Source organism: Microvirga arabica (assembly GCF_016811235.1).
GTDB lineage: Bacteria > Pseudomonadota > Alphaproteobacteria > Rhizobiales > Beijerinckiaceae > Microvirga > Microvirga arabica.
Map to the genome: position 1 here is coordinate 19,000 of NZ_JAFBID010000001.1, position 19,017 is coordinate 38,016.

The 19,017-nt window shown below is 60.3% G+C and carries 22 protein-coding genes; 16 read left to right on the forward strand and 6 right to left on the reverse strand.

What is annotated here, in order from left to right; genetic code table 11:
- Nucleotides 1–73: 73 nt before the first annotated feature.
- The 6 genes from JQC81_RS00080 to JQC81_RS00105 all read left to right on the forward strand — a co-directional run bounded on the left by JQC81_RS00080 (nucleotide 74) and on the right by JQC81_RS00105 (nucleotide 5,262).
- The gene (locus JQC81_RS00080) at nucleotides 74–424 is read left to right on the forward strand and encodes a TIGR04076 family protein (RefSeq protein ID WP_203269684.1); all 351 of its coding nucleotides are present in this window, start codon (nucleotides 74–76) and stop codon (nucleotides 422–424) included.
- Nucleotides 421–1,470: an aldo/keto reductase gene (locus JQC81_RS00085; protein WP_203269685.1), complete on the forward strand. Its 1,050-nt coding sequence runs from the start codon at nucleotides 421–423 to the stop codon at nucleotides 1,468–1,470. The genes JQC81_RS00080 and JQC81_RS00085 overlap by 4 nt, the downstream gene beginning before the upstream one ends.
- Before the next feature lie 5 nt (nucleotides 1,471–1,475).
- Entirely contained in the window at nucleotides 1,476–1,910 is a 435-nt protein-coding gene (locus JQC81_RS00090; RefSeq protein ID WP_203269686.1) for a hypothetical protein, read from the forward strand.
- A gap of 123 nt (nucleotides 1,911–2,033) precedes the next feature.
- Nucleotides 2,034–3,305 carry an ABC transporter substrate-binding protein gene (locus tag JQC81_RS00095; protein WP_203269687.1) on the forward strand — a complete coding sequence of 424 codons (1,272 nt, stop codon included), beginning with the start codon at nucleotides 2,034–2,036 and terminating at the stop codon, nucleotides 3,303–3,305.
- Between the two features lie 68 nt (nucleotides 3,306–3,373).
- The gene (locus JQC81_RS00100; RefSeq protein WP_203269688.1) at nucleotides 3,374–4,840 is read left to right on the forward strand and encodes an aldo/keto reductase; all 1,467 of its coding nucleotides are present in this window, start codon (nucleotides 3,374–3,376) and stop codon (nucleotides 4,838–4,840) included.
- A gap of 113 nt (nucleotides 4,841–4,953) precedes the next feature.
- Complete coding sequence (locus JQC81_RS00105) at nucleotides 4,954–5,262, forward strand: putative quinol monooxygenase (protein WP_203269689.1); 309 nt, start codon at nucleotides 4,954–4,956, stop codon at nucleotides 5,260–5,262.
- Nucleotides 5,263–5,320: 58 nt separating this feature from the next.
- Here the strand turns inward: JQC81_RS00105 and JQC81_RS00110 are convergent, their stop codons facing one another.
- From JQC81_RS00110 to JQC81_RS00120, 3 genes are all read right to left on the reverse strand, one after another.
- Complete coding sequence (locus tag JQC81_RS00110) at nucleotides 5,321–6,292, reverse strand: threonine dehydratase (RefSeq protein ID WP_203269690.1); 972 nt, start codon at nucleotides 6,290–6,292, stop codon at nucleotides 5,321–5,323.
- Between the two features lie 606 nt (nucleotides 6,293–6,898).
- Nucleotides 6,899–7,579: a transglutaminase-like cysteine peptidase gene (locus JQC81_RS00115; RefSeq protein WP_203269691.1), complete on the reverse strand. Its 681-nt coding sequence runs from the start codon at nucleotides 7,577–7,579 to the stop codon at nucleotides 6,899–6,901.
- 214 nt (nucleotides 7,580–7,793) lie between these two features.
- Complete coding sequence (locus JQC81_RS00120; protein WP_203269692.1) at nucleotides 7,794–8,336, reverse strand: Ros/MucR family transcriptional regulator; 543 nt, start codon at nucleotides 8,334–8,336, stop codon at nucleotides 7,794–7,796.
- A 326-nt stretch (nucleotides 8,337–8,662) separates the two neighbouring features.
- Between JQC81_RS00120 and JQC81_RS00125 the strand changes: the two genes are divergently transcribed.
- Nucleotides 8,663–8,980, forward strand: coding sequence for a glycine zipper domain-containing protein (locus JQC81_RS00125; protein ID WP_203269693.1), 318 nt, complete (start codon nucleotides 8,663–8,665; stop codon nucleotides 8,978–8,980).
- Between the two features lie 114 nt (nucleotides 8,981–9,094).
- Here the strand turns inward: JQC81_RS00125 and JQC81_RS00130 are convergent, their stop codons facing one another.
- The gene (locus JQC81_RS00130; protein ID WP_203269694.1) at nucleotides 9,095–9,712 is read right to left on the reverse strand and encodes a hypothetical protein; all 618 of its coding nucleotides are present in this window, start codon (nucleotides 9,710–9,712) and stop codon (nucleotides 9,095–9,097) included.
- Between the two features lie 412 nt (nucleotides 9,713–10,124).
- Here JQC81_RS00130 and JQC81_RS33730 point away from each other — a divergent pair, with 412 nt between their 5' ends.
- From JQC81_RS33730 to JQC81_RS00150, 5 genes are all read left to right on the forward strand, one after another.
- Entirely contained in the window at nucleotides 10,125–10,259 is a 135-nt protein-coding gene (locus JQC81_RS33730; protein ID WP_280114251.1) for a hypothetical protein, read from the forward strand.
- Nucleotides 10,260–10,816: 557 nt separating this feature from the next.
- Entirely contained in the window at nucleotides 10,817–11,572 is a 756-nt protein-coding gene (locus JQC81_RS00135; RefSeq protein WP_203269695.1) for an NAD-dependent deacylase, read from the forward strand.
- A gap of 77 nt (nucleotides 11,573–11,649) precedes the next feature.
- Complete coding sequence (locus tag JQC81_RS00140; RefSeq protein WP_203269696.1) at nucleotides 11,650–12,012, forward strand: DsrE family protein; 363 nt, start codon at nucleotides 11,650–11,652, stop codon at nucleotides 12,010–12,012.
- Between the two features lie 35 nt (nucleotides 12,013–12,047).
- Nucleotides 12,048–12,425, forward strand: coding sequence for a nuclear transport factor 2 family protein (locus JQC81_RS00145; RefSeq protein ID WP_203269697.1), 378 nt, complete (start codon nucleotides 12,048–12,050; stop codon nucleotides 12,423–12,425).
- Between the two features lie 76 nt (nucleotides 12,426–12,501).
- The gene (locus tag JQC81_RS00150) at nucleotides 12,502–12,969 is read left to right on the forward strand and encodes a cupin domain-containing protein (protein ID WP_203269698.1); all 468 of its coding nucleotides are present in this window, start codon (nucleotides 12,502–12,504) and stop codon (nucleotides 12,967–12,969) included.
- A gap of 6 nt (nucleotides 12,970–12,975) precedes the next feature.
- On the opposite strand, the gene JQC81_RS00155 is transcribed toward JQC81_RS00150, so the two are convergent.
- Nucleotides 12,976–13,203 carry a hypothetical protein gene (locus JQC81_RS00155; protein WP_203269699.1) on the reverse strand — a complete coding sequence of 76 codons (228 nt, stop codon included), beginning with the start codon at nucleotides 13,201–13,203 and terminating at the stop codon, nucleotides 12,976–12,978.
- A gap of 250 nt (nucleotides 13,204–13,453) precedes the next feature.
- Nucleotides 13,454–15,310 carry an ABC transporter ATP-binding protein gene (locus JQC81_RS00160; protein WP_203269700.1) on the reverse strand — a complete coding sequence of 619 codons (1,857 nt, stop codon included), beginning with the start codon at nucleotides 15,308–15,310 and terminating at the stop codon, nucleotides 13,454–13,456.
- Nucleotides 15,311–15,414: 104 nt separating this feature from the next.
- Here JQC81_RS00160 and JQC81_RS00165 point away from each other — a divergent pair, with 104 nt between their 5' ends.
- The 4 genes from JQC81_RS00165 to JQC81_RS00180 all read left to right on the forward strand — a co-directional run bounded on the left by JQC81_RS00165 (nucleotide 15,415) and on the right by JQC81_RS00180 (nucleotide 18,973).
- On the forward strand, nucleotides 15,415–15,912 hold the full coding sequence (locus tag JQC81_RS00165) for a cupin domain-containing protein (RefSeq protein WP_203269701.1): 498 nt from the start codon (nucleotides 15,415–15,417) through the stop codon (nucleotides 15,910–15,912).
- A 126-nt stretch (nucleotides 15,913–16,038) separates the two neighbouring features.
- Nucleotides 16,039–17,532, forward strand: coding sequence for a carboxypeptidase M32 (locus tag JQC81_RS00170; protein ID WP_203269702.1), 1,494 nt, complete (start codon nucleotides 16,039–16,041; stop codon nucleotides 17,530–17,532).
- A gap of 88 nt (nucleotides 17,533–17,620) precedes the next feature.
- Nucleotides 17,621–18,409, forward strand: coding sequence for a phosphodiester glycosidase family protein (locus tag JQC81_RS00175; RefSeq protein ID WP_203269703.1), 789 nt, complete (start codon nucleotides 17,621–17,623; stop codon nucleotides 18,407–18,409).
- 69 nt (nucleotides 18,410–18,478) lie between these two features.
- Nucleotides 18,479–18,973 carry a YciE/YciF ferroxidase family protein gene (locus JQC81_RS00180; protein ID WP_203269704.1) on the forward strand — a complete coding sequence of 165 codons (495 nt, stop codon included), beginning with the start codon at nucleotides 18,479–18,481 and terminating at the stop codon, nucleotides 18,971–18,973.
- The last annotated feature ends 44 nt before the right edge of the window (nucleotides 18,974–19,017 follow it).

Consider the following 19,017-nt stretch of genomic DNA (forward strand, 5'->3'; position numbering starts at 1 on the left):
TGGACCATGTTGCGACGGCGGCGATTTTGCGTCATGAGAATGGACACGTGCAACAGGCAATGGACGTTGTCCCGTGGCAGATGATTCCTTCGAGCTCTACGATCTGAGGGTAGAGGTCGTCGCCCCAGAGGGCGCCACGCTGTATTGTGGCGCCAAGCCCGGTGACTACTTTGAGCTCAAAGGGGAGATGCTTCACCTCCCTCCGGGCCAGGGATTCTCGATCTATTCGCTCGCTGCGCTCTTGCCGCTCCTCCCTGCGAAGCAACGCGTCACTCATCCGAACGACTGGATGTCCACCGACGCCGAGGTCGCCTGCCCGGACCCCAATTGTCCGAGCAGGCTTCGGATCAGCCGGATGGCGAAACGCGTGTTCCGCCACGCGGAGGTGACGGCGGTCCCTTTGCCCAATGAAGGCCTGACATGACCGTCGAAACCATTGAGCTCGCCCCGGGCTACCGGATCTCTCGCATGCTGCGCGGCGGCTGGCAGCTCGCCGGCGGGCATGGGGCCATTGAGGCCGAGCGGGCGATCGCCGACATGGCTGCGTTCGTGGATGCGGGGGTCACGACCTTCGACTGTGCCGACATCTACACCGGCGTCGAAGAGATGATCGGGCGTTTTCGCGATCGCATGCTCGCCGAGCGCGGCTCCGAAGCACTGAAGAACTTTAAGGTGCACACGAAGTTCGTGCCGGACTGGGACGCCCTCTCCCGCGTCGACCGTCCCTATGTGCGGGAGATCATCGACCGCTCGCTCCGGCGGCTCAGGATTGAGCGCCTGGATCTGGTGCAGTTCCACTGGTGGAACTACGCCGTTCCAGGGGTCGTCGAGACCGCGCTCATCCTCAAGGAACTCCAGGATGAGGGGAAGATCCACCAGATTGGCGGCACCAACTTCGATACACCCCATACGCGAGCCTTGCTCGATTCCGGGGTGCCGCTTGTGTCAATGCAGGTCCAGTACTCGCTTCTCGATCAGAGGCCCGAGAACGGCCTTGTTGCGCTGTGCCAGGAGCGCGACATGAAGCTTCTGTGCTATGGGACGGTAGCAGGCGGCTTTCTTTCGGAGCGGTGGCTCGGCGCCCCGGAGCCGCAGGAGCCCTTCGCCAACCGCTCGCTGGTCAAGTACAAGCTCATCATCGACGATTTCGGCGGCTGGTCCTTATTCCAGAACCTGCTCGGCACCTTGCGGGAGATCGGGCGCAAGCACGGGGTCAGCCTCACGGCGGTGGCCACCCGGTGGGTCTTGGACCAGCCGGCAGTGGCAGGCGCCATCATCGGCGCCCGCTATGCCGAGCACCTGCCCGACAATCTCGATGTGTTTCGGCTTGCCCTCGATGAGGAAGACCGGGCCGCCATCGACAGCGTTCTGGCACGCAGGACTGGCCCGGAAGGAGACACCTACACGCTAGAGCGCGATCGGGAGGGTCGGCACGGTCGCATCATGCATTACAACCTCAACGAAGCGTGACCCTCATGGGCCTCGACCACCCCCTTGCCCAGGCCGTATTGCAAGAGGTGGCCGATCTGCATGCCTTCTTCGAAGCATGGCTCAGCGGAGAGGCCGAGAACACAAACGCGGTATTTTCCCGCGTGGAGAGCTCTCTCGGCGAGGAGTTCACCATGGTGTCTCCGAGTGGACAAAGGCTTCAGCGATCAGATGTGATCGGGTGGCTGCGGGGAACCCACGGGGCTAGGGCAAGCCAGGGCTCGTTCCACATTGCCATTGCCGAGCCCGAGATCTTGCTCTTGCGACCGCCGCTCGTCCTGCTCGGCTATGTCGAGGAGCAAACAGTGGGCGACGTTGCCACCCGACGCCAATCGACCGCCCTGTTTGAAGTCTCGATTGAGGGCGGGCGGCGTGTGCGTTGGCTTGCCCTGCACGAGACTTGGATCGATCTGGGCTCTTGAGGACCATTCCAGCTCGACACACTTGCCAAAAGGCCGCCGAGACGAAACACTGCCTTGTGGCCAGGAGGGGCAAGTGACGTCAGCGCTCACCCCGGCGGATTTGACCAAGGGAGAGTGTTCACCGTGCGCTTTACATCCATTGTTTCAGCCGCCGCCCTAGCGATTGCTCTCGCGCCACTGCCGGTATCTGCACAGCAGCCCTGCACGCACACGGTTGGCGTTGTCGTGGAGCTGACCGGTCCGGCTGGGCGCTTCGGCCAAGCTGCGGCCAAATCCATCGAGCTTGCCTTTAAGGAAATCAACGAGGCGGGCGGTGCCGCCGGCTGCCAGCTCGCCGCAGACCTTAGGGACTCGCAGAGTCAAGGCTCCGTTGCAGTCGACCAAGCCCGGCAACTCGTTGACCTCAAGCGCGTGCCGGCGATCATCGGCGGCATCATCTCCTCCGTATCGCTTCCCATTCTGACCTCGGTGACAGCGCCAGCGAACGTGGTTCAGATCTCGCCCGCCTCCTCGTCGCCGACGCTCACCCGTACTGCACAAGAGGGAAAGACCAACGGTATTTTCTTCCGCACCATCACCTCGGACGCGCTCCAAGGCACGGCAGCGGCGAAATACGCGATGGATCAAGGCCTGAAGAAACTTGCGGTCATTCACGTCAATAACGACTTCGGCGTGAACATGGTGGCGGAGTTCAAGCGTGCCTACGAAGCGCTCGGGGGCCAAATTACCTCCATAACGCCGTATAACCAGGGTCAGGCCTCCTATGCACCGGAGGTCACTCGCGGTCTTGAGGGAGATCCACCTGCCCTATACCTCGTCTCCTATCCGGGCGACGGCACAGCGATCGCACGCACCTGGATCTCGCAGGGCGGCGCCGCAAAGTTTCTCCTGAACGACGGCATGAACAGCGCGGACTTCATCCGCGACGTCGGGCCGCGTTACCTGAACGATGCGTTTGGAACCTCGTCCGGCACGACCAAGACGCCCTCGACCGAGCATTTCGTGAAAGCCTATCCGGCAATGTCCGGCGGCTTTGATGCCAATGCCCCAGCCGCTGACAGGGCATATGACGCGGCAGCAATCCTTGGCCTTGCGGTGGCTCAGGCCGGCAAGTTTGAGGCGGCAGCGATTCGGGACGCCATTCGTAAAGTCACCGGGAGTGACGGCGAAGTGATCTATGCCGGTCCTGAGGGCTTCAAGAAGGCGCTCCAACTTATCAAGGACGGCAAACCGGTGCGCTACGAGGGTGTTATTGGCCCTGTGAGCTTCGACCAATATGGCGATATCACCGGCCCGTTCCGCCTATGGCGAATTCGGAACGGTGAGATTACCACGGTGGGCCAGATGGGCGTCGATGAGGTCAATGCCATCAAGGCTAAGATCCCATCGCGCTAGAACCTGCTCTGTCGGTGACACAGGCTCCGTGCCCAGCGCGGAGCCTTCGCCTTTTGCCGGAGATTACCATGTCCATTCCCCCCGATCGGATACTGCTCGCACCCGGTCTCGAGATCAGCCGTGTGGTCACAGGCCTATGGCAGGTGGCCGACATGGAGCGGGACGGCTGCCTCTTGGATCGCGACGCGGCAGCCGCCGCCATGGCCGATTATGCCCGCGACGGCTTTGACAGCTTCGATATGGCCGACCATTACGGCAGTGCGGAGCTGATCACCGGTCGCTTTTTGAGCATGCAAACTGGAGCCGAGAAGCAGCGTCCGGCGGCTTTCACCAAGTGGTGCCCCACGCCTGGGCCGATGACCGCGGACGTCGTGCGAGCTGGTATCGCCCAGCGCCTCGAGCGCCTTGGTGTCGAGTCCATTGACCTTTTGCAATTCCATTGGTGGATGTTCGAACACCCAGGCTACATTGATGCCATGAAGGAGCTTGTCGCGCTGCAGCAGGACGGGCGCATTCGCCATCTCGGCGTGACGAATTTCAATACCGACCACCTGCGCCTGCTGGTGAAGCACGGCTTCCCGATCATATCGAACCAGGTTTCCTTCTCCCTTCTCGACCGCCGCGCTGCGGAGGACATGAGCACTTTCTGTCTCGCCGCCGGCGTGCGCCTGCTAGCCTATGGCACACTCGGGGGCGGCTTCCTGACGGACCGGTGGGTGGGTGCGCCCGAGCCAACATCGATTGAGGATTGGAGCAAGTCAAAATACAAGCGCTTCATCGACACGATCGGAGGGTGGTCAGCTCTTCAGACGATTCTGGCGGCCGTGCACGAGATTGCTCGCAAGCACGATGTGTCCGTTGCCAATGTGGCCACGCGCTGGGTGCTTGAACAGCCGGCCGTCGCGGCTGTCATCGTTGGGGCCCGGCTAGGAGAGCGCGAGCATCGGGCAGACAATGCAGCCCTGTTTTCGTTCTCGTTGGACGATGATGACAAACAGCGCATCGACGAGGCTTTGGTGTCTACTCGGCGCATCCCGGGTGATTGCGGCGACGAGTACCGTCGCCCGCCTTTCCTTACGGCGTCCGGGGATCTCAGCGATCACCTCGAGAGCTTTCCGCCCGTGTTCGAGGCAGTCCCGATCGATGGGCGCCCGGACCGCCTACGCATTGACTCCGGCAGCGTCTGGGAGCCCATCTGTGGGTACAGCCGTGCCGTACGGATTGGCAATCGCATCCTTGTTAGCGGAACCACGGCCACCCACGGCACAGGTGAAGTCATCTGTCCAGGCGATCCCGAAGGGCAGGCGGTCTACATCCTGGATAAGATCGCAGCGAGCATCGCCTCTCTGGGGGGAACGCTCGCGGACACAGTCCGAACCCGTGTCTATCTCAGCAATGCAGACGACTGGGAGCCTGTTTCCCGGGTGCATGGTCGATACTTCGGAGCCGTGAGACCTGCAAATACATTGCTCGAGATCTCACGCTTGGTCGGGGAGTACGTGGTTGAGATCGAGGCTGAAGCTGTCGTTGGTTAGACACCTTCGCCTGAAGCGGGTTCCACTCGCAGATTTTTGCATGCAGCTATAGCCAGTCGTATGTACCAACATGCTTGCTGACGACGCGACACCACTCAATTCAGAGGCCCCTTATGCTACACGTCCTCGCCTTTATTACCGCCAAACCCGGCATGCGCGATGCCGTGCTTCAAGAGTTCAGAGCCAACATGCCGGCTGTGCACGCGGAGGAGGGCTGCATTGAGTACGTTCCCGTGATCGACGTTCCGACCTTTGGCCCCTTTCAGGCCGAGCTCGGATCAGACACTTTCGTCGTTGTCGAGAAATGGGCGAGCACGGAAGCGCTCAACGCCCATGCTGCGTCTGCGCATATGAAAGCCTATGCCGCCAGGACAGCCGATATGATCGAGACGCGTGTCATACACGTCCTTTCACCTGTCTAGATCCTAATCTAGCGTGGGTGGTTAGCCCCTCGGCAGCCGAGCGACAAAAGCTACGGACCTAGCTCTGCCTCGGGGTCTTGCCAGCGAGGATATCCGCGGCCCAGCTCCTGTCGATGTTGCCACCGCTGAGGATAACACCAGCTTTGCGTCCCTTAATCTGGGCCTGCTCCTTGGCAAGAGCGGCAAGCGCTAGTGCACCGGCTCCTTCTGCAAGGTTGTGAGTGTCCTCGTGATAGATCCGGACGGCCTGAGCGATATCATCCTCAGCGACTTCAACGATGCGGGCAGCACCGGCTTTGATCAGGGCAAAGGCCGTCTCATCAGGAACTCTCACTGCCGCGCCATCCGCGAAAGTGGCAACCTGGTTGACTGGCACGACCCGGCCAGCATCGAACGACAACCGATAAGCATTTGCCTCCTGCGGAACGACGCCAACTATTTCTGTCTTGAGGCCGAGGAGGTCACGGGTGCGGATAAGCCCGCAGATGCCGGATCCTAGGCCAATCGGGGCATACACCACGTCAAGATCGGAAAAGGCACCAAATAGTTCGTGGGCATAGGTCGCCACACCTGTTACGAGATCGGCGTGAAACGATGGGATGAACTCATAACCTCGCTCTTTGGCGAGTTCCGATGCATGCTGCTTGGCATCATCAAAGTCTCGCCCATGCTCGATGAGCTCAGCCCCGAAGGCGCGCATCGCGGCATTCTTCTCAACCGAGTTACCTTGCGGAACGACAATGGTGACAGGCAAGTCGAAATGGCTTGCTGCGAGCGCTAGGCTCTGGCCGTGATTGCCTCGTGTAGCGCTGATGATGCCGCGGACGGGCTGGCGCTCTCGCCTGAGACGATCAAGATAAACAAGGCCGCCCCGCACCTTGAAAGCGCCAATAGGTGTGTGGTTCTCGTGCTTCACAACGACCGTACATCCGAAGCGCTGAGCGAGAAGAGGCCAAGCATATTGTGGAGTCGGCGGCATGACCGAGCGCACGATGGTCAGCGCACTGTTGAGATCATCGAGTGTGAACATCGAACCCCCTTTGGAGCAGCCCAATCCCGACGAACTCTTCTGGAAATTGTAAGGCAATTTCCCCACAGCTGCAGCTTTCAGCAGTAGCAGAGGCGTGTTTCAAACCATAGCCCCGAAATTTCGTGGTCCCTCATCTCCTCCGTCACTGCCCTGTGTCTGCTTTGACCGAGCCCCACGATTTTACAAAGCACCAGGTGAGAAAGAACGACGTAGAGAGGGTCCGATTTGCCAACACGTCCACAGTGGTGGTTGTCCTCCCGCCTTCCCAGGGAGGTTTGCTGATGGTTCGCGCTTCTTGGCGAGAGTTGCGGCAAGCTCGACCTCCCTGGTGCCTACCAGATGCCCAGCCAGACTTGGCAGGAAGCTGAGCGCGGGAGGTGCTGGATGACACAGGCATTGTGGTCGGCCCTGCCACACCTTGGATTGTAGCGGTGGAAACTACCCCGGATCGACAGCAGAAACTCCTCTGTTGCCAGAGCCTGCCATGGAGCATGAGGGATCATTCGTCCATGACGCGGAGGTGCTCGTCATCCACGAGCCAGTTGAAACAGCGTTCTCTCTGCACACCCGCATCGTCAGTCAGTACTTTGCGCCCTCCAATCCGATCTAACGATTGGCTGTAACAGTTGGGGCGGCTTGATCACCGAGAGCGACCCAGGCTTTGCCGTGGGTGCCCTCCCGCTTGATGAAGGTATAGCCAGTCTGTCGCCAAGGCAGGATGGCATTTCTCTTGTTGTCGAGAATGAAATCGCCCTGGTCGGTGAGGACCATGAGTACCGCATGCCCCTGCCCCTGGTCGTCGATGACGGCTGTCATCCGCAAGGCTCGATGCGGCAGACCGGCCTGAACCAGCAGCTTGCGCTTTAGAAGCTGAATGTCCTCGCAGTCACCGAGCCCGTCATCCGGATAGTCCCACCGGTCGAGAACACCCCAATGATCCTGGTCTGTGACGGCAAGGATCAATGAGTTGACGCGCTCGTTCACTTGCGTGAGAGCCGCCCAGATGCCAGGGGTTAGGGCGATGCGCGTGGGCTGCGAGAGATCGATATGGCATTCACGAGGTTGGCGCTGACAGAAGCTGACCCAAGCCTGCGTTGGTCCTGCACGTCCTACCACTTGGATACGATCAGTTCCACGCATGGATATCAAGCTCTGGGCAGACGCAGCCTCCGAGAACCCCGAGAGGCCCACGAGGGTAAGACCCATCAGGGCCAGCGCTAGCAGCATACGCTTCGTTTTGGCACCACGCCCGAGGCGGCTGCGGAGAATCTGCTCAACATTGACCATGATAGGCTCCGATGGCGGAGCCAACAAGATGTGCTCTCATGGTAAATGAGGTCTTAACCCGCTTCAGCCTGAAGTGCGGCATAGCCGACGCACTTCCGGGATAGCGGTACAGAAGTTGGCGGAGCGGCATAAAAAAACCCGGTGCTGGAAGCACCGGGTTTGATTGAAAGAGCATCTAAACGGCTATGGCCGCCGTACAGTGCAGCGAGGTGAGCTAAGCAGCCTTCTTTGTACGTTTGCCCTTGGTAGACGCAGCCACTTCGTCCGATGTCGCAGCAGCCTTCGCAGCAGCCCTCTTGGGTTTGGCAGGAGCAGCATCATTGGCAGCGGCATCCACCAGAGCAGCAGTCTTTCTGCGCTGCTGGCCGAGCCCCATGGTCTTAGCAAGCTCGGAGCGTGCCTTGGCATAGTTCGGCGCTACCATCGGGTAGTCAGCGGGCAGACCCCACTTCGCCCGGTACTGCTCGGGGGTCATGTCGTAGGTGGTCCGCAGATGGCGCTTGAGCGACTTGAACTTCTTGCCATCCTCCAGACAGACAATCGCATCCGCAGTCACAGATTTCTTGACCGGAACAGCGGGCGTCAACTCAACCTGCGGCTCGTGGCTTTGGGCCTGCCCTGTCTTCGTCAGAGCCGAGTAAACAGAACTAAGGAGGGCCGGAAGCTCAGAGGCCGGAACGGAGTTGTTGCTGACATAAGCCGAAACAATGTCAGCAGAGAGTTCGATAAAGTTCGGAGAGGTTGTGCTCTCGCTCATAGTGCTCATGTCCTCGGCTGCACAGGAACAGGTTTCAGAAGGTGAATAGAACTAGATCTAGTCCTAGCGGGATCAGCAGGAACGGCCCGTGCAGCACAGTAAATACCCGTAACCTTGGCTCCACCTATGCTCCTTGCTCACCTTTGGCAAGGCACCCCTACCGAATTCAATAGAAGACTTTATCCCATCATTCAGCAAATGCTGAGGATCACGCTGATGTTTCAAAACCACTGGGCTGCAAACCGCCAAGCTGAAACGCCTTCGTGAGGACGCCGTTAACGTGGCAGCAGATCGCAGTTCGCGATTGGTTCGTTGGAGAAACAGTCATGCGCGCACATATCGAATACGCTGCTCTTGCAGCAGCCCTCCTGATTCCGACCCTGGCCTCAGCCGATCCAGGAGGGGCCGCAGCCGGTGCTGCCGCAGGCGGTGCAGTTGGTGCCGTTGTTGGAGGTCCAGTTGGCGCAGCAGTCGGGGCTGGTGTCGGCGGCGCAACCGGTGATGCCGCTTCAGGACCGGACCAGAAGAACGTCGTGATTGAGAACCGGGATGTCGGCACAACCGGCAGCACCGGCTGCTCGACAACGACGAAACAGACGACTGACGCGACCGGCACCACCACAAAGCAGAAAACAGAGTGCTAGGGCTACTCTCCGTCGGGCGGTGCCGGTTGGTGCACCGCCTGCTCACTGCACCACTTCCTCTAACGGTCCTGGGTCTTGAGGGGAGCTTTGGCGAAAGACGACAACTCCCCTTAGTCAGTGATGCTCCTCATCAGAGGATTGGTCGGCGAGCCTTTTGATCTCGAACACCGCAGCCGTGACAAAGGCGGAGACGACGAGGAAGGTCGCAACAGTCGTGAAGGTCCCTTCCTGAACTCCCGGGTTCATCCCCACCAGCGGGATCAGCAGCAAAGCTGGAATGCCAAGGGTGATTGCGCCAAGAATGTAGACCGGGTTTGCTGATCTTCTAGCCTTGTCGGTCTCATGCCCCCTGCGCTCCGACTTCTCCTGTGCCCAGACCTTCACACGTCCCGAGGCACCTCTCACCTGTGCTGACGCAGCCTGGAGGCGTGGGCTCCACACTCTGATCGCTTGTTGAACCTGGCCTTCGAGGCCAATGTGGACAGATCTTTTCCTATCCTGTCGACTTTCCGACTTGAGGTCACGAGCCATAAGAAGATGCTGGGTTGGTTCCTGCTTTTGGGCGACTTGCATCTCAAGCCCCTCGCTGGGCCGGGGCTGACCACTTGCAAGGCCGTGATGAGGCTCTGTTGGGCCGAGACCAACCGTCTGCACCGGCTGCTCGACCTCATCTCTGATCCTGCTGTGTAGATCTTGCTGATCTGGCGTGTTCCGATTGTCTTCCGTTGCCAAGTTGCCGCTTGAGGCGAGGGTGTCGCTCTGCGCAGGCGGAAGTCTGGAGCCAGTGTTCCCTTCGGGTCCCTCCAGTCCCCCATTGGGCATCTCAGCGCTCAGGGAATCCAGAGCCGTGTTCGCCTTCTTCGGCGCAGCGCGCGGCTTACGGGTGGTGGACTTGAGCCGCTGCACACCAGCCTCGACATCCGGTGGTTTGGGGTTATCACGTTGGCTTGGGCGCTTGGGAGCTTTGCTCATAAAGGGATCAAGGGCAGATACCTTGGCTTTTTAATGACACTGATGCTGAGGCTTTAGGCCAGAAGAGCATCTGGCGTGATTCTTGCTGTAGGGCTTGGGCTGCGACACACGGGAACCTCGATCCCGCATCTCTGTTGGCCTGACATGCCCCGTCAGCCAGGAGATCGAGCCAATGATCTGCCCGTTCTGCAAGCAAGAGGTCGATGAGCCCTGCCGCAACACCGTGGAGATGCAGCGGCGGGCCAGCGACCACATCGAACGATGCGATAAAGCTCTGAAGAACCTAAAGGGGATTGTGTTCGGCTAACCGTGGCGGTTGGCATAGCGACGCTTTTTAGTGAGTTTCTTCTGCCCTTCGAGCGTCTTGGCTGGGGCAATCACCTCCCTGTAGCGGCGGGTGTTCTTTTTGAACGAGGGTCGCATGCGAGACTTACCGGCCATGGGCTTGTCCTTCTCAGTTTGGAAAGCAGCGAACCACATCAGGCTGGGCTGAGCATCTTATCCTGAGTGGGTATCTGAGGCTGCCCGAGGTCCAAACCATGAGGCGATAAACTCTTGCGGCTCATCCGAACGCAGTGAGCAGGGACGAATACATGCCAACCCTCATCGGTTATGGACGATTCACCCGAGAGGCTATGCGCGGCATATTGCATACGTTTGAAGATCGGACAGAACCTGCCTCCAAGCTGGTCGAGCCTCTGGGGGCGGCCGATCTCCTGACCCATGACCCAGGCTGTGAGTTCGACGGGATACTCCTTGCGGTGGCTCCCAGGGAGGGGGTCGTGGCCACAGCCGGTCTTGTTGCAACAGGTGGCAGGGCTCAGGACACCAAGGTAGCTCGTGCTTGTATTCCTAGGAGAAATTATGAAGATCTTCGCACTGACCGGAGCCGGCGCGTCAGCCGAAAGCGGCTTGGGCACCTTCCGGGATAAGGATGGGCTGTGGTCCCGCTTTGACCCAATGAAGCTCGCCACACCAGAGGCATTCGCTCACAATCCGGACGAGGTGCATGCCTTCTACAACATGCGCCGCCAGAACCTCCTGTCGGCAGAGCCCAACGCCGCTCACCGGGCGCTTGCCCGCTTAGAGGCCGGTCTGGCCGAGCGCGGCGGCAGCCTGTTTCTTTGCACGCAGAACATCGACGACCTTCACGAGCGGGCGGGCTCGCAAGGGGTCGTCCATATGCACGGCGAACTGCTCAAAGCCCGTTGCACAGCCTGTGGCGGGACAATGCCATGGCACGAAGACTTGAGCATCGCGGTCCCCTGCCCGTCCTGCCGCCGTTCCGGAGGGTTGAGACCTCACGTAGTCTGGTTTGGCGAGATGCCGCTGGAGATGGATGCGATCTATGACGCTCTGCTCGGGGCAGACCTGTTTGTTGCAATCGGCACTTCGGGTTCCGTCTACCCGGCAGCAGGCTTCGTATCGGAGGCGCGGGGACATGGCATCCGCACCTGCGAGATCAATCTGGAGCCCTCAGATAACGCCCGCCAGTTCGATGAGGGACGGTATGGGCCAGCCAGCGAGGTCGTCCCAGCGTGGGTTGAGCAGCTACTCTCGTCAAGATCTTCGAGCGACCAAGGCGGGTTTACGGCTCCCGGCTCATCTCATCCCAAATAGTAGAACCGTCACGTTGGCGTACGGCCTGACGAGGAGCATAGTCCTGCTCTCCCGTTCTAGGCTCGGCGGAGGTGTTCATGTCCAGCCTTCTTGTCCATGTCACCTGCGGGCCTGAAAACCCCACTAAGGCTGCACTGGCCTTCTTCGTCGCGGCAGCAGCCGTCGAGGCAGGGCATCAGGTTCACGTGTTCCTGGCAGGCGATGCGGTTCAACTCATCCGCGAACCCACGCGCACCGGCCTCGTGGGGCTTGGTACGGGTGCCCTTCGGGAGCATTTCGACAAGGTGATCGCCGGAGGTGGCCGGCTGTATCTCTCGGCTGGATCCTGTGCCGCGCGGGGCGTCAGCGATGCGGACCTTCAAGGTGTCCCTCACGAGAAGGCTGGCCCGCCTATGCTGGTGCGGCTGGTGATGGAGTGCGACCGCAGCATCGTCTACTGACCCGGTGCATCTCACGAGCCAGGAGGGGAGACCTGATGGCAGACGCTGTTTCCATTTCCGTCCTTGAGGAATTTGCGGCAGCCTGGAACCGGCATGACCTGGATGCGATCCTGTCGATGATGCCGGAGGACTGCGTGTTCGAGGCCAGCCGTGGTCCTGACGTGAAGGGGACGATCTTTACAGGTCAGGCTGCAGTCCGCCGTGGAATTGAGGAGGTCTTTGCAACCTTTCCGGATGCCCGGTGGAATAATCCTAAGCACTTCATTGCTGGAGATCGGGGCGTCTCCGAGTGGGTGTTCACGGCCACCGGGCCTGACGGTGCTCATGTGGAGGTTCAAGGCTGCGATGTCGTCACCTTCCGCAATGGCAAGATCGCCGTCAAGAACTCGTACCGGAAGCAGCGCACCGGCTGATCTCCGGAATTCCTCTTGTTCATCATCAAAGTACCGGTACGCTCGGCTCTCCAATATGTTGCGGGAGAGCACAGGCATGAACGGCGCTGCCACAGATCATCGAAGCCTCTGGTTCCTCAATACCTACGTCACGATCCGCATCTCGTCACGGGATGGTTCGGACGGCATCTCGGTGCTTGAGCACCGAGCCTCACAGGGGGACTCTCCGCCGCTGCATATCCATCATGACGAGGATGAAATCTTCCACGTGCTTGAAGGTGAGGTGCGCTACCGGGTCGGAGATCAGGAGCACCGCGCCAGCACTGGAGAAACGCTGCTCACTCCCAAAGGCATTCCTCACACTTACAGGGTGGAGTCGGCTGAGGCCCGCATGCTCACCATCACCCGAGGCGAATTCGAAACCTTCATCCGCGCCTTTGGCCGTCCTGCTGAACGGCAGGGGCTGCCTGATCCATCCGGTCCACCGACGCCTGAGCAAGCTGAGGCCCTTGCGCGTGCCTGCCGTCAATTCGGGATAGAACTCGTCGGGCCGCCGCTTTCGTAAACCGGGTTACACGTTTGCGGGGTGCTCCTCGACGAGGGTGCCGATCAGACGCAGCAGTTCCTGCTGTTCCGGCCCTGCGCCCCGCCCCAGGAAAGCCGCGATATCTTCATGTTCCACCTGCCCTCCGGAAGCGACATTGGCTTCGTGGCGGACGAACAAAGCCCCTGAAGGATCTCGGATCAGATACCAGCGGTCACCGCTTGGACTTTCATAGAGCTTGCGCGCCTTCTTCATGCGGGCTCCTGTCGGGTCGAGATGGCACAGCCACTGTAACCCATCGCAGCAAAAGGCGGAAAGCACAGATTGATCGAGCAGGGCTTCAGGAGAATTCCAAGTCGCATGTTCAACGGGGCCCCTCACCGGAATGAAGCTGAATCTATCAACTGGACAGGCTCTGCTGGGTGGATAGCCCAGATCGCAGGCTTGTAGACAATCTGCCTTCCATGACCCCGAACAAGCCAGATCTCATAATTTCAGGGTGCCCTCATCGATAGCCCGACGCCTGCAATTCGAACAGTTCGGCGTAGCGACCGCCTGATGCAACGAGCTGTTCGTGTGAGCCAGCCTCCACGACCTGCCCATTCTCGAGGACAAGGATGCGGTCGGCCATCCGCACGGTCGAGAACCGGTGCGAGATCAGAATGGCGGTCTTGCCCAAACTCAGATCCCGGAATCGCTGGAAAACCTCGTACTCCGAGCGGGCGTCGAGAGCGGCGGTCGGCTCATCCAGGATGAGCACCTCCGCATCCCGCATGTAGGCGCGCGCGATGGCGATCTTCTGCCATTCACCTCCGGAGAGATCCGCCCCCCGGTGGAACCGCTTGCCAAGCGGCTGGTCATATCCTTGGGGTAGGCGTTGGATGATTTGATCGGCGAGACTGCGCTCTGCCGCCTGCTGAATCCGGCTGCGATCATCGGTAGCCTCGATGCAACCTGCTCCGATGTTCTCGCCGGCCGTGAAGTGAAACCGCACGAAATCCTGAAAGATCACGCCAATGTGGCGCCTCAGGTCGGCCAGATCATATTCACGCAGGTCATAGCCATCGAGAAGGATCCGTCCCTCTGTCGGATCGTAGAGCCGGGCAAGGAGCTTCACGATCGTGGTTTTGCCGGCTCCGTTCTCCCCAACCAAAGCTACGACCTCACCGGCTGTCAGCGTCAAGCTCAGGTGACGGACGGCCCAGCGATCTGAATCTGGATACCGGAAGCCTACGTTCTCAAACACGATCCCCGACCGCAGCGGCTGTGGAAAGGGTCGTGGATTTGCCGGTGACCCGATGCTTGGACGGACATCGAAGAATGAGAACAGATCCTCCAGGTACAGCGCCTGCCCGGCGATCTGTGAAAACCCCAGAAGCAATCCCTCGAGCAGCCCCCGCAGCCGCAGGAAGGAGCCGGACAGAAACGTCAAGTCACCGATGCTGAACTCGCCCCGGACGGTTCGCCACACGATCAGAGCATAGGCCAGGTAATAGGCGCATGACGCAAGCGCGGCGAAGAGCGTGCCCCATGCGGCCCGGCGGATCGCTAGCCGCCGGTTGTCCGCATACATCCGATCAGCAAAGCCTCTGAAGCGCTCGACCAGAAAGGAGTTGAGGCCAAAAAGCTTAATCTCCTTCGCGGTCTCGACGCTCGAGCCGAGATAACGGATGTAATCGAGCTGACGCCGCTCCGGGGTCCGGAAGTAGTTGAGGCGATAGCCCTGCGCGTTGAAATGCACCTCGCCGACAAAGGCTGGCAGGAGAGCAAGGATGATCAGGACGATGAGCCACGGCGCATAGGCGAGCAGGCCGGCAGCGAGTGAAAGGACGGTGAGCCCATCCTGTGCCTGCCCGAAGATCTGGGTCAAGAGAGTGGTTCGCCCGGTGACCTGACGGCGAGCCCGTTCCAGTCGATCCTGCTGATCACTGCTCTCGAACTGCTCAAGATCCAGAGTCGTCGCATGCTCCATCAGACGCACACTGGCGAAGTTGCTGTAGCGCTCGGATAAGAGGCTGTCGACGAGGGAGCTAGCCCGCCCTAAGAGATCAGCGACGATAGCGAGGGCCAGCTCCAAAACGAGCAGCTCACCAAGAAAATGAAGTCGGCCGCTCCTGATCCAGTCGCTAAGGCTCCACCCTGGTGAGGCGAGCTGTGTCTGGGCCACCACCTCATCAATAATGAGCTTGCCGATATAAAGCAGCATAATGGGCAGGACTGAGCGGATCAGCCGCAGCCCGAGACTTGCCGCTGTAAGAGCAGGGCTGGCCTGCCAAACCAGACGGAACAGAGACGGAAGGTGACGCAAGGCACCAACCCGCTCACGCAGCGAGCGGCTGGAGGGGAACACTCGAGCGGCCATCCCATTAAGATGGGGTCCAGGGTTCACTCGTCGAGCCATCTAACTGCTGCAACTGTGGGGCTGTCCCAGAACCTGGATGGAAGCCAATCGTCTCGGAGGGCACCATGACAGACGATGACCAAGACAACGCCGATGATCAGCACGAGCATTGGAAGCACCACGGCGTTCAAGTGATCAAGGGTGACCGCCTCGATCCAAATACCGCTCAGACTCCGGGCATGTTTCGGCAGGCTGCGATCAACCATGCGCGGGTTGGAGCACAGAAGATCTGGGCGGGCACCGTTTCGATCCAGCCGAACGCCAAGACTGGAGTGCACCACCACGGTGAGTTGGAGAGCGTCATCTATGTTGTACGGGGCAAGGCTCGTATGCGATGGGGTGAGCGGTTGGAGTTCGTTGCGGAGGCTGGACCTGGCGACTTCATCTATGTGCCGCCCTTCGTGCCTCATCAGGAGATCAACGCCAGTCCGGATGAGCCCCTCGAATGCGTTCTCGTGCGCAGCGATAACGAGGCCGTCGTCGTGAACATCACCGACGTCGATCCTGTCGAAAAGCCGGAGGAGGTTTACTGGGTCGACCCGATCCACAAGCAGCCGGACTAAGGGCATTCCAGAACCACAAGTCCTACAAGTCTGTAACAGCCCTTGTGCTATCCCTGGCTGACTGCAGGACCACTTAGCTTCTGCAAAGCTGGCGGGGTCAGCGCCAAGGACGGAGTTTACACCAAAATGCAGATCTACCACTTGCTGGAAGAACGTTTCGCACGCATCAGCTCGATCGAAGACGCGATCGGTATTCTGCAATGGGACACGGAGACCATGATGCCGGAGGGAGCTGCCGACGGTCGTTCGGACCAGCTCGCGACGCTCAAGGGTCTTGCCCATGAACTGCTCACCGCACCTGACACGGGCGAGCTGCTGGCCCAGGCGGATCAAGACAGCGGGCAGCTCGATGATTGGCAACGCGCTAACCTGCGTGAGATGCGCCGGATCTATCTCCATGGTTCCGCCGTTCCAGCGGATCTCGTCGAGGCCAGCTCGAAAGCCGTGTCGAAGGCGGAATTGGTCTGGCGAGAGGCGAGACAAAACGGGGATTTCGCCCTCCTTCTCCCGCACTTGGCGCAGGTGCTCTCCTTCCAGCGGCAGATCGGCCAGGCCAAGGGCGAGGCGTTGGGACTATCCCCCTATGATGCACTGCTCGACAGCTACGATCCCGGTCTGCGCCAGGAAACAATAGATCCACTCTTTACAGAACTTGGCGCCGAGCTGCCGGGCCTGATCCAGGAGGCGCAGGAGCGCCAAAAGGAACTTCCTGCCATCCAGCCGCTCAACGGCCCCTTCCCTGTCGATGATCAACGACGCATCGGCGAGCAGTTGATGAAGGCCGTGGGGTTTGATTTCAACCAGGGCCGGCTCGACGTGAGCCTGCACCCCTTTTGCGGAGGATCCACGGGCGACGTCCGGATCACCACCCGCTACAGCGAGGCAAACTTCATGAGCGCGCTCATGGGGGTGCTTCATGAAACCGGTCACGCTCTCTATGAGCAGGGCCGCCCGGAAACGTGGCGCCGTCAGCCGGTCGGGCTTGCGCGTGGCATGAGCCTGCACGAGAGCCAGTCGCTGCTTATCGAGATGCAGGCCTGCCGGAGCCGGGAGTTCGTCACGTATCTTGCTCCCCTCGTGCGGGAGACGTTCCAGGGAGAGGGCCCAGCCTGGAGCCCGGAGAACCTCCATCGGATCCTGACCAGGGTGGAGCCGGGCTTTATCCGCGTGGATGCCGACGAGATCACCTATCCGGCCCACATCCTGGTCCGCTACAAACTCGAGAAGGCGCTGATCGCCGGCAACCTCCCGATCGAGGACCTGCCGTCCGCTTTCAACGAGGAGATCAAAAAGCTTCTCGGCCTCACGGTGCCCGATGACAGCCTGGGCTGCCTGCAGGATATCCACTGGCCTGGTGGCGCGTGGGGATACTTCCCGACCTACACGCTCGGGGCCATGACGGCGGCTCAACTCTTCAGGGCTGCCTGCCAGACGGATGCGGACATCCTCCCAGGCCTGGCGAAGGGTGATTTCGCGCCGCTTCGGAACTGGCTGCGCGCCAAGGTCCATGCGAAAGGCAGCCTGATGGCCACCGACCAGCTTGTGGCTGCCGCAACCGGGCAGCCGCTGACGGCGGAGGTCTTCCGCGCTCACCTGCGGGAACGGTACCTCACGCACTGAGTCTTGCGCCTGAAGTGCATTGATCCATGTTGTCCCGGAACCAGGATTGATTGGCCCGCAAGCGGCAGGAAAAGAGTCTCAGAAACGAATGAAAGCGATCAGCTTCAGCCTGAGCCGGGTGTCGTGCCGGGCCCTTATCCTGCTGTCCGGGATTCTCGTGTCCCTTGGGCTGTTTGCCGAACGGTCAGCAGCGCAACCCGATCCTGATCCGTGCCGGCCGGTGCGGTTTGCGGACAGCGCCTTCGTGGTCTGTACAGTGGATCTGCGCCGGTACGACGTGAGGCTGTTCTGGCGCGGGCCGGACGGGGATGTGCTCGGCTCGTTCAGCCGCTTGAAAGACACGCCGGAGGGTTCACGCCTCGCCCTCGCGATGAATGCGGGCATGTACCACGAGGATCGTTCGCCGGTGGGACTTTACGTCGAGAACGGCAAGGAGCTGAAGGCGGCCAACACCAGGAGCGGCCCCGGGAACTTCCACCTCAAGCCCAACGGAGTCTTCTATGTCAAAGGCAATCGAGCCGGCGTGTTGGAGACGGATACTTGTCTCAAGCGGAAGATCAGGCCGGATCACGCGACACAATCGGGCCCGATGCTCGTCATCAATGGGCGCATTCATCCCAGGTTTTCGGAGCAGAGCACGTCCTTGAAGATCCGCAACGGCATCGGAGTGAAAGACCAGCACACGGTCGTGTTCGCGATATCAGACGATCCTGTCACGTTCAGCGCGTTCGCCCGATTGTTCCGCGATCACCTGGGCTGCGCCAATGCCTTGTTCCTGGACGGCAGCGTTTCCAGCCTCTACGCGCCTGCACTGGAACGCATGGACTCGCTCCTGCCCATGGGGCCGATTGTCGGGGCTTTGCGGCGACCTCCATGATGCGGGACAAGGCTCGGGAACAGGCGGCAAGGAGATCAGTTGGTGGGAATTACCTGTAAGGAGATCCCCATGCCGGCGAAGCAGAAAACCCTCGATGATCTTTTCCTGGATACCCTGAAAGATGTGTATCACGCCGAGAAGCAGATTCTGAGAGCCCTGCCGAAAATGGCGAAAGCCGCGGAATCGGATCAGCTCCGCCAGGCTCTCGAAAAGCATCGTGACGAGACGGAGGTTCAGATCGAACGCCTGGAGCAGGTGTTCGAAATGCTGGAGAAGCCCGCGCGGGGCAAAACGTGTGAGGCCATTCAGGGGCTCGTTGAGGAAAGCAAGGAGCTCATGCAGGACTTCAAAGACTCTGAGGCTCTCGACGCTGCTCTCATCGCCGCTCAACAGTCGGTCGAGCATTACGAGATCTCGCGCTACGGCACACTCAGGACCTGGGCCGGACAGCTCGGCATGAAGAAGGCGGTCAAACTGCTCGAGCAGACGCTTCAAGAGGAAAAGAAGACCGACGAGCTTCTGACCCAACTTGCCGAAGCGGCGATCAACGTGAAGGCGGCTTGAGCTGGTTCAGCGCGCGCCCGCGCGTCCGGATCCTGAAGCGGTCA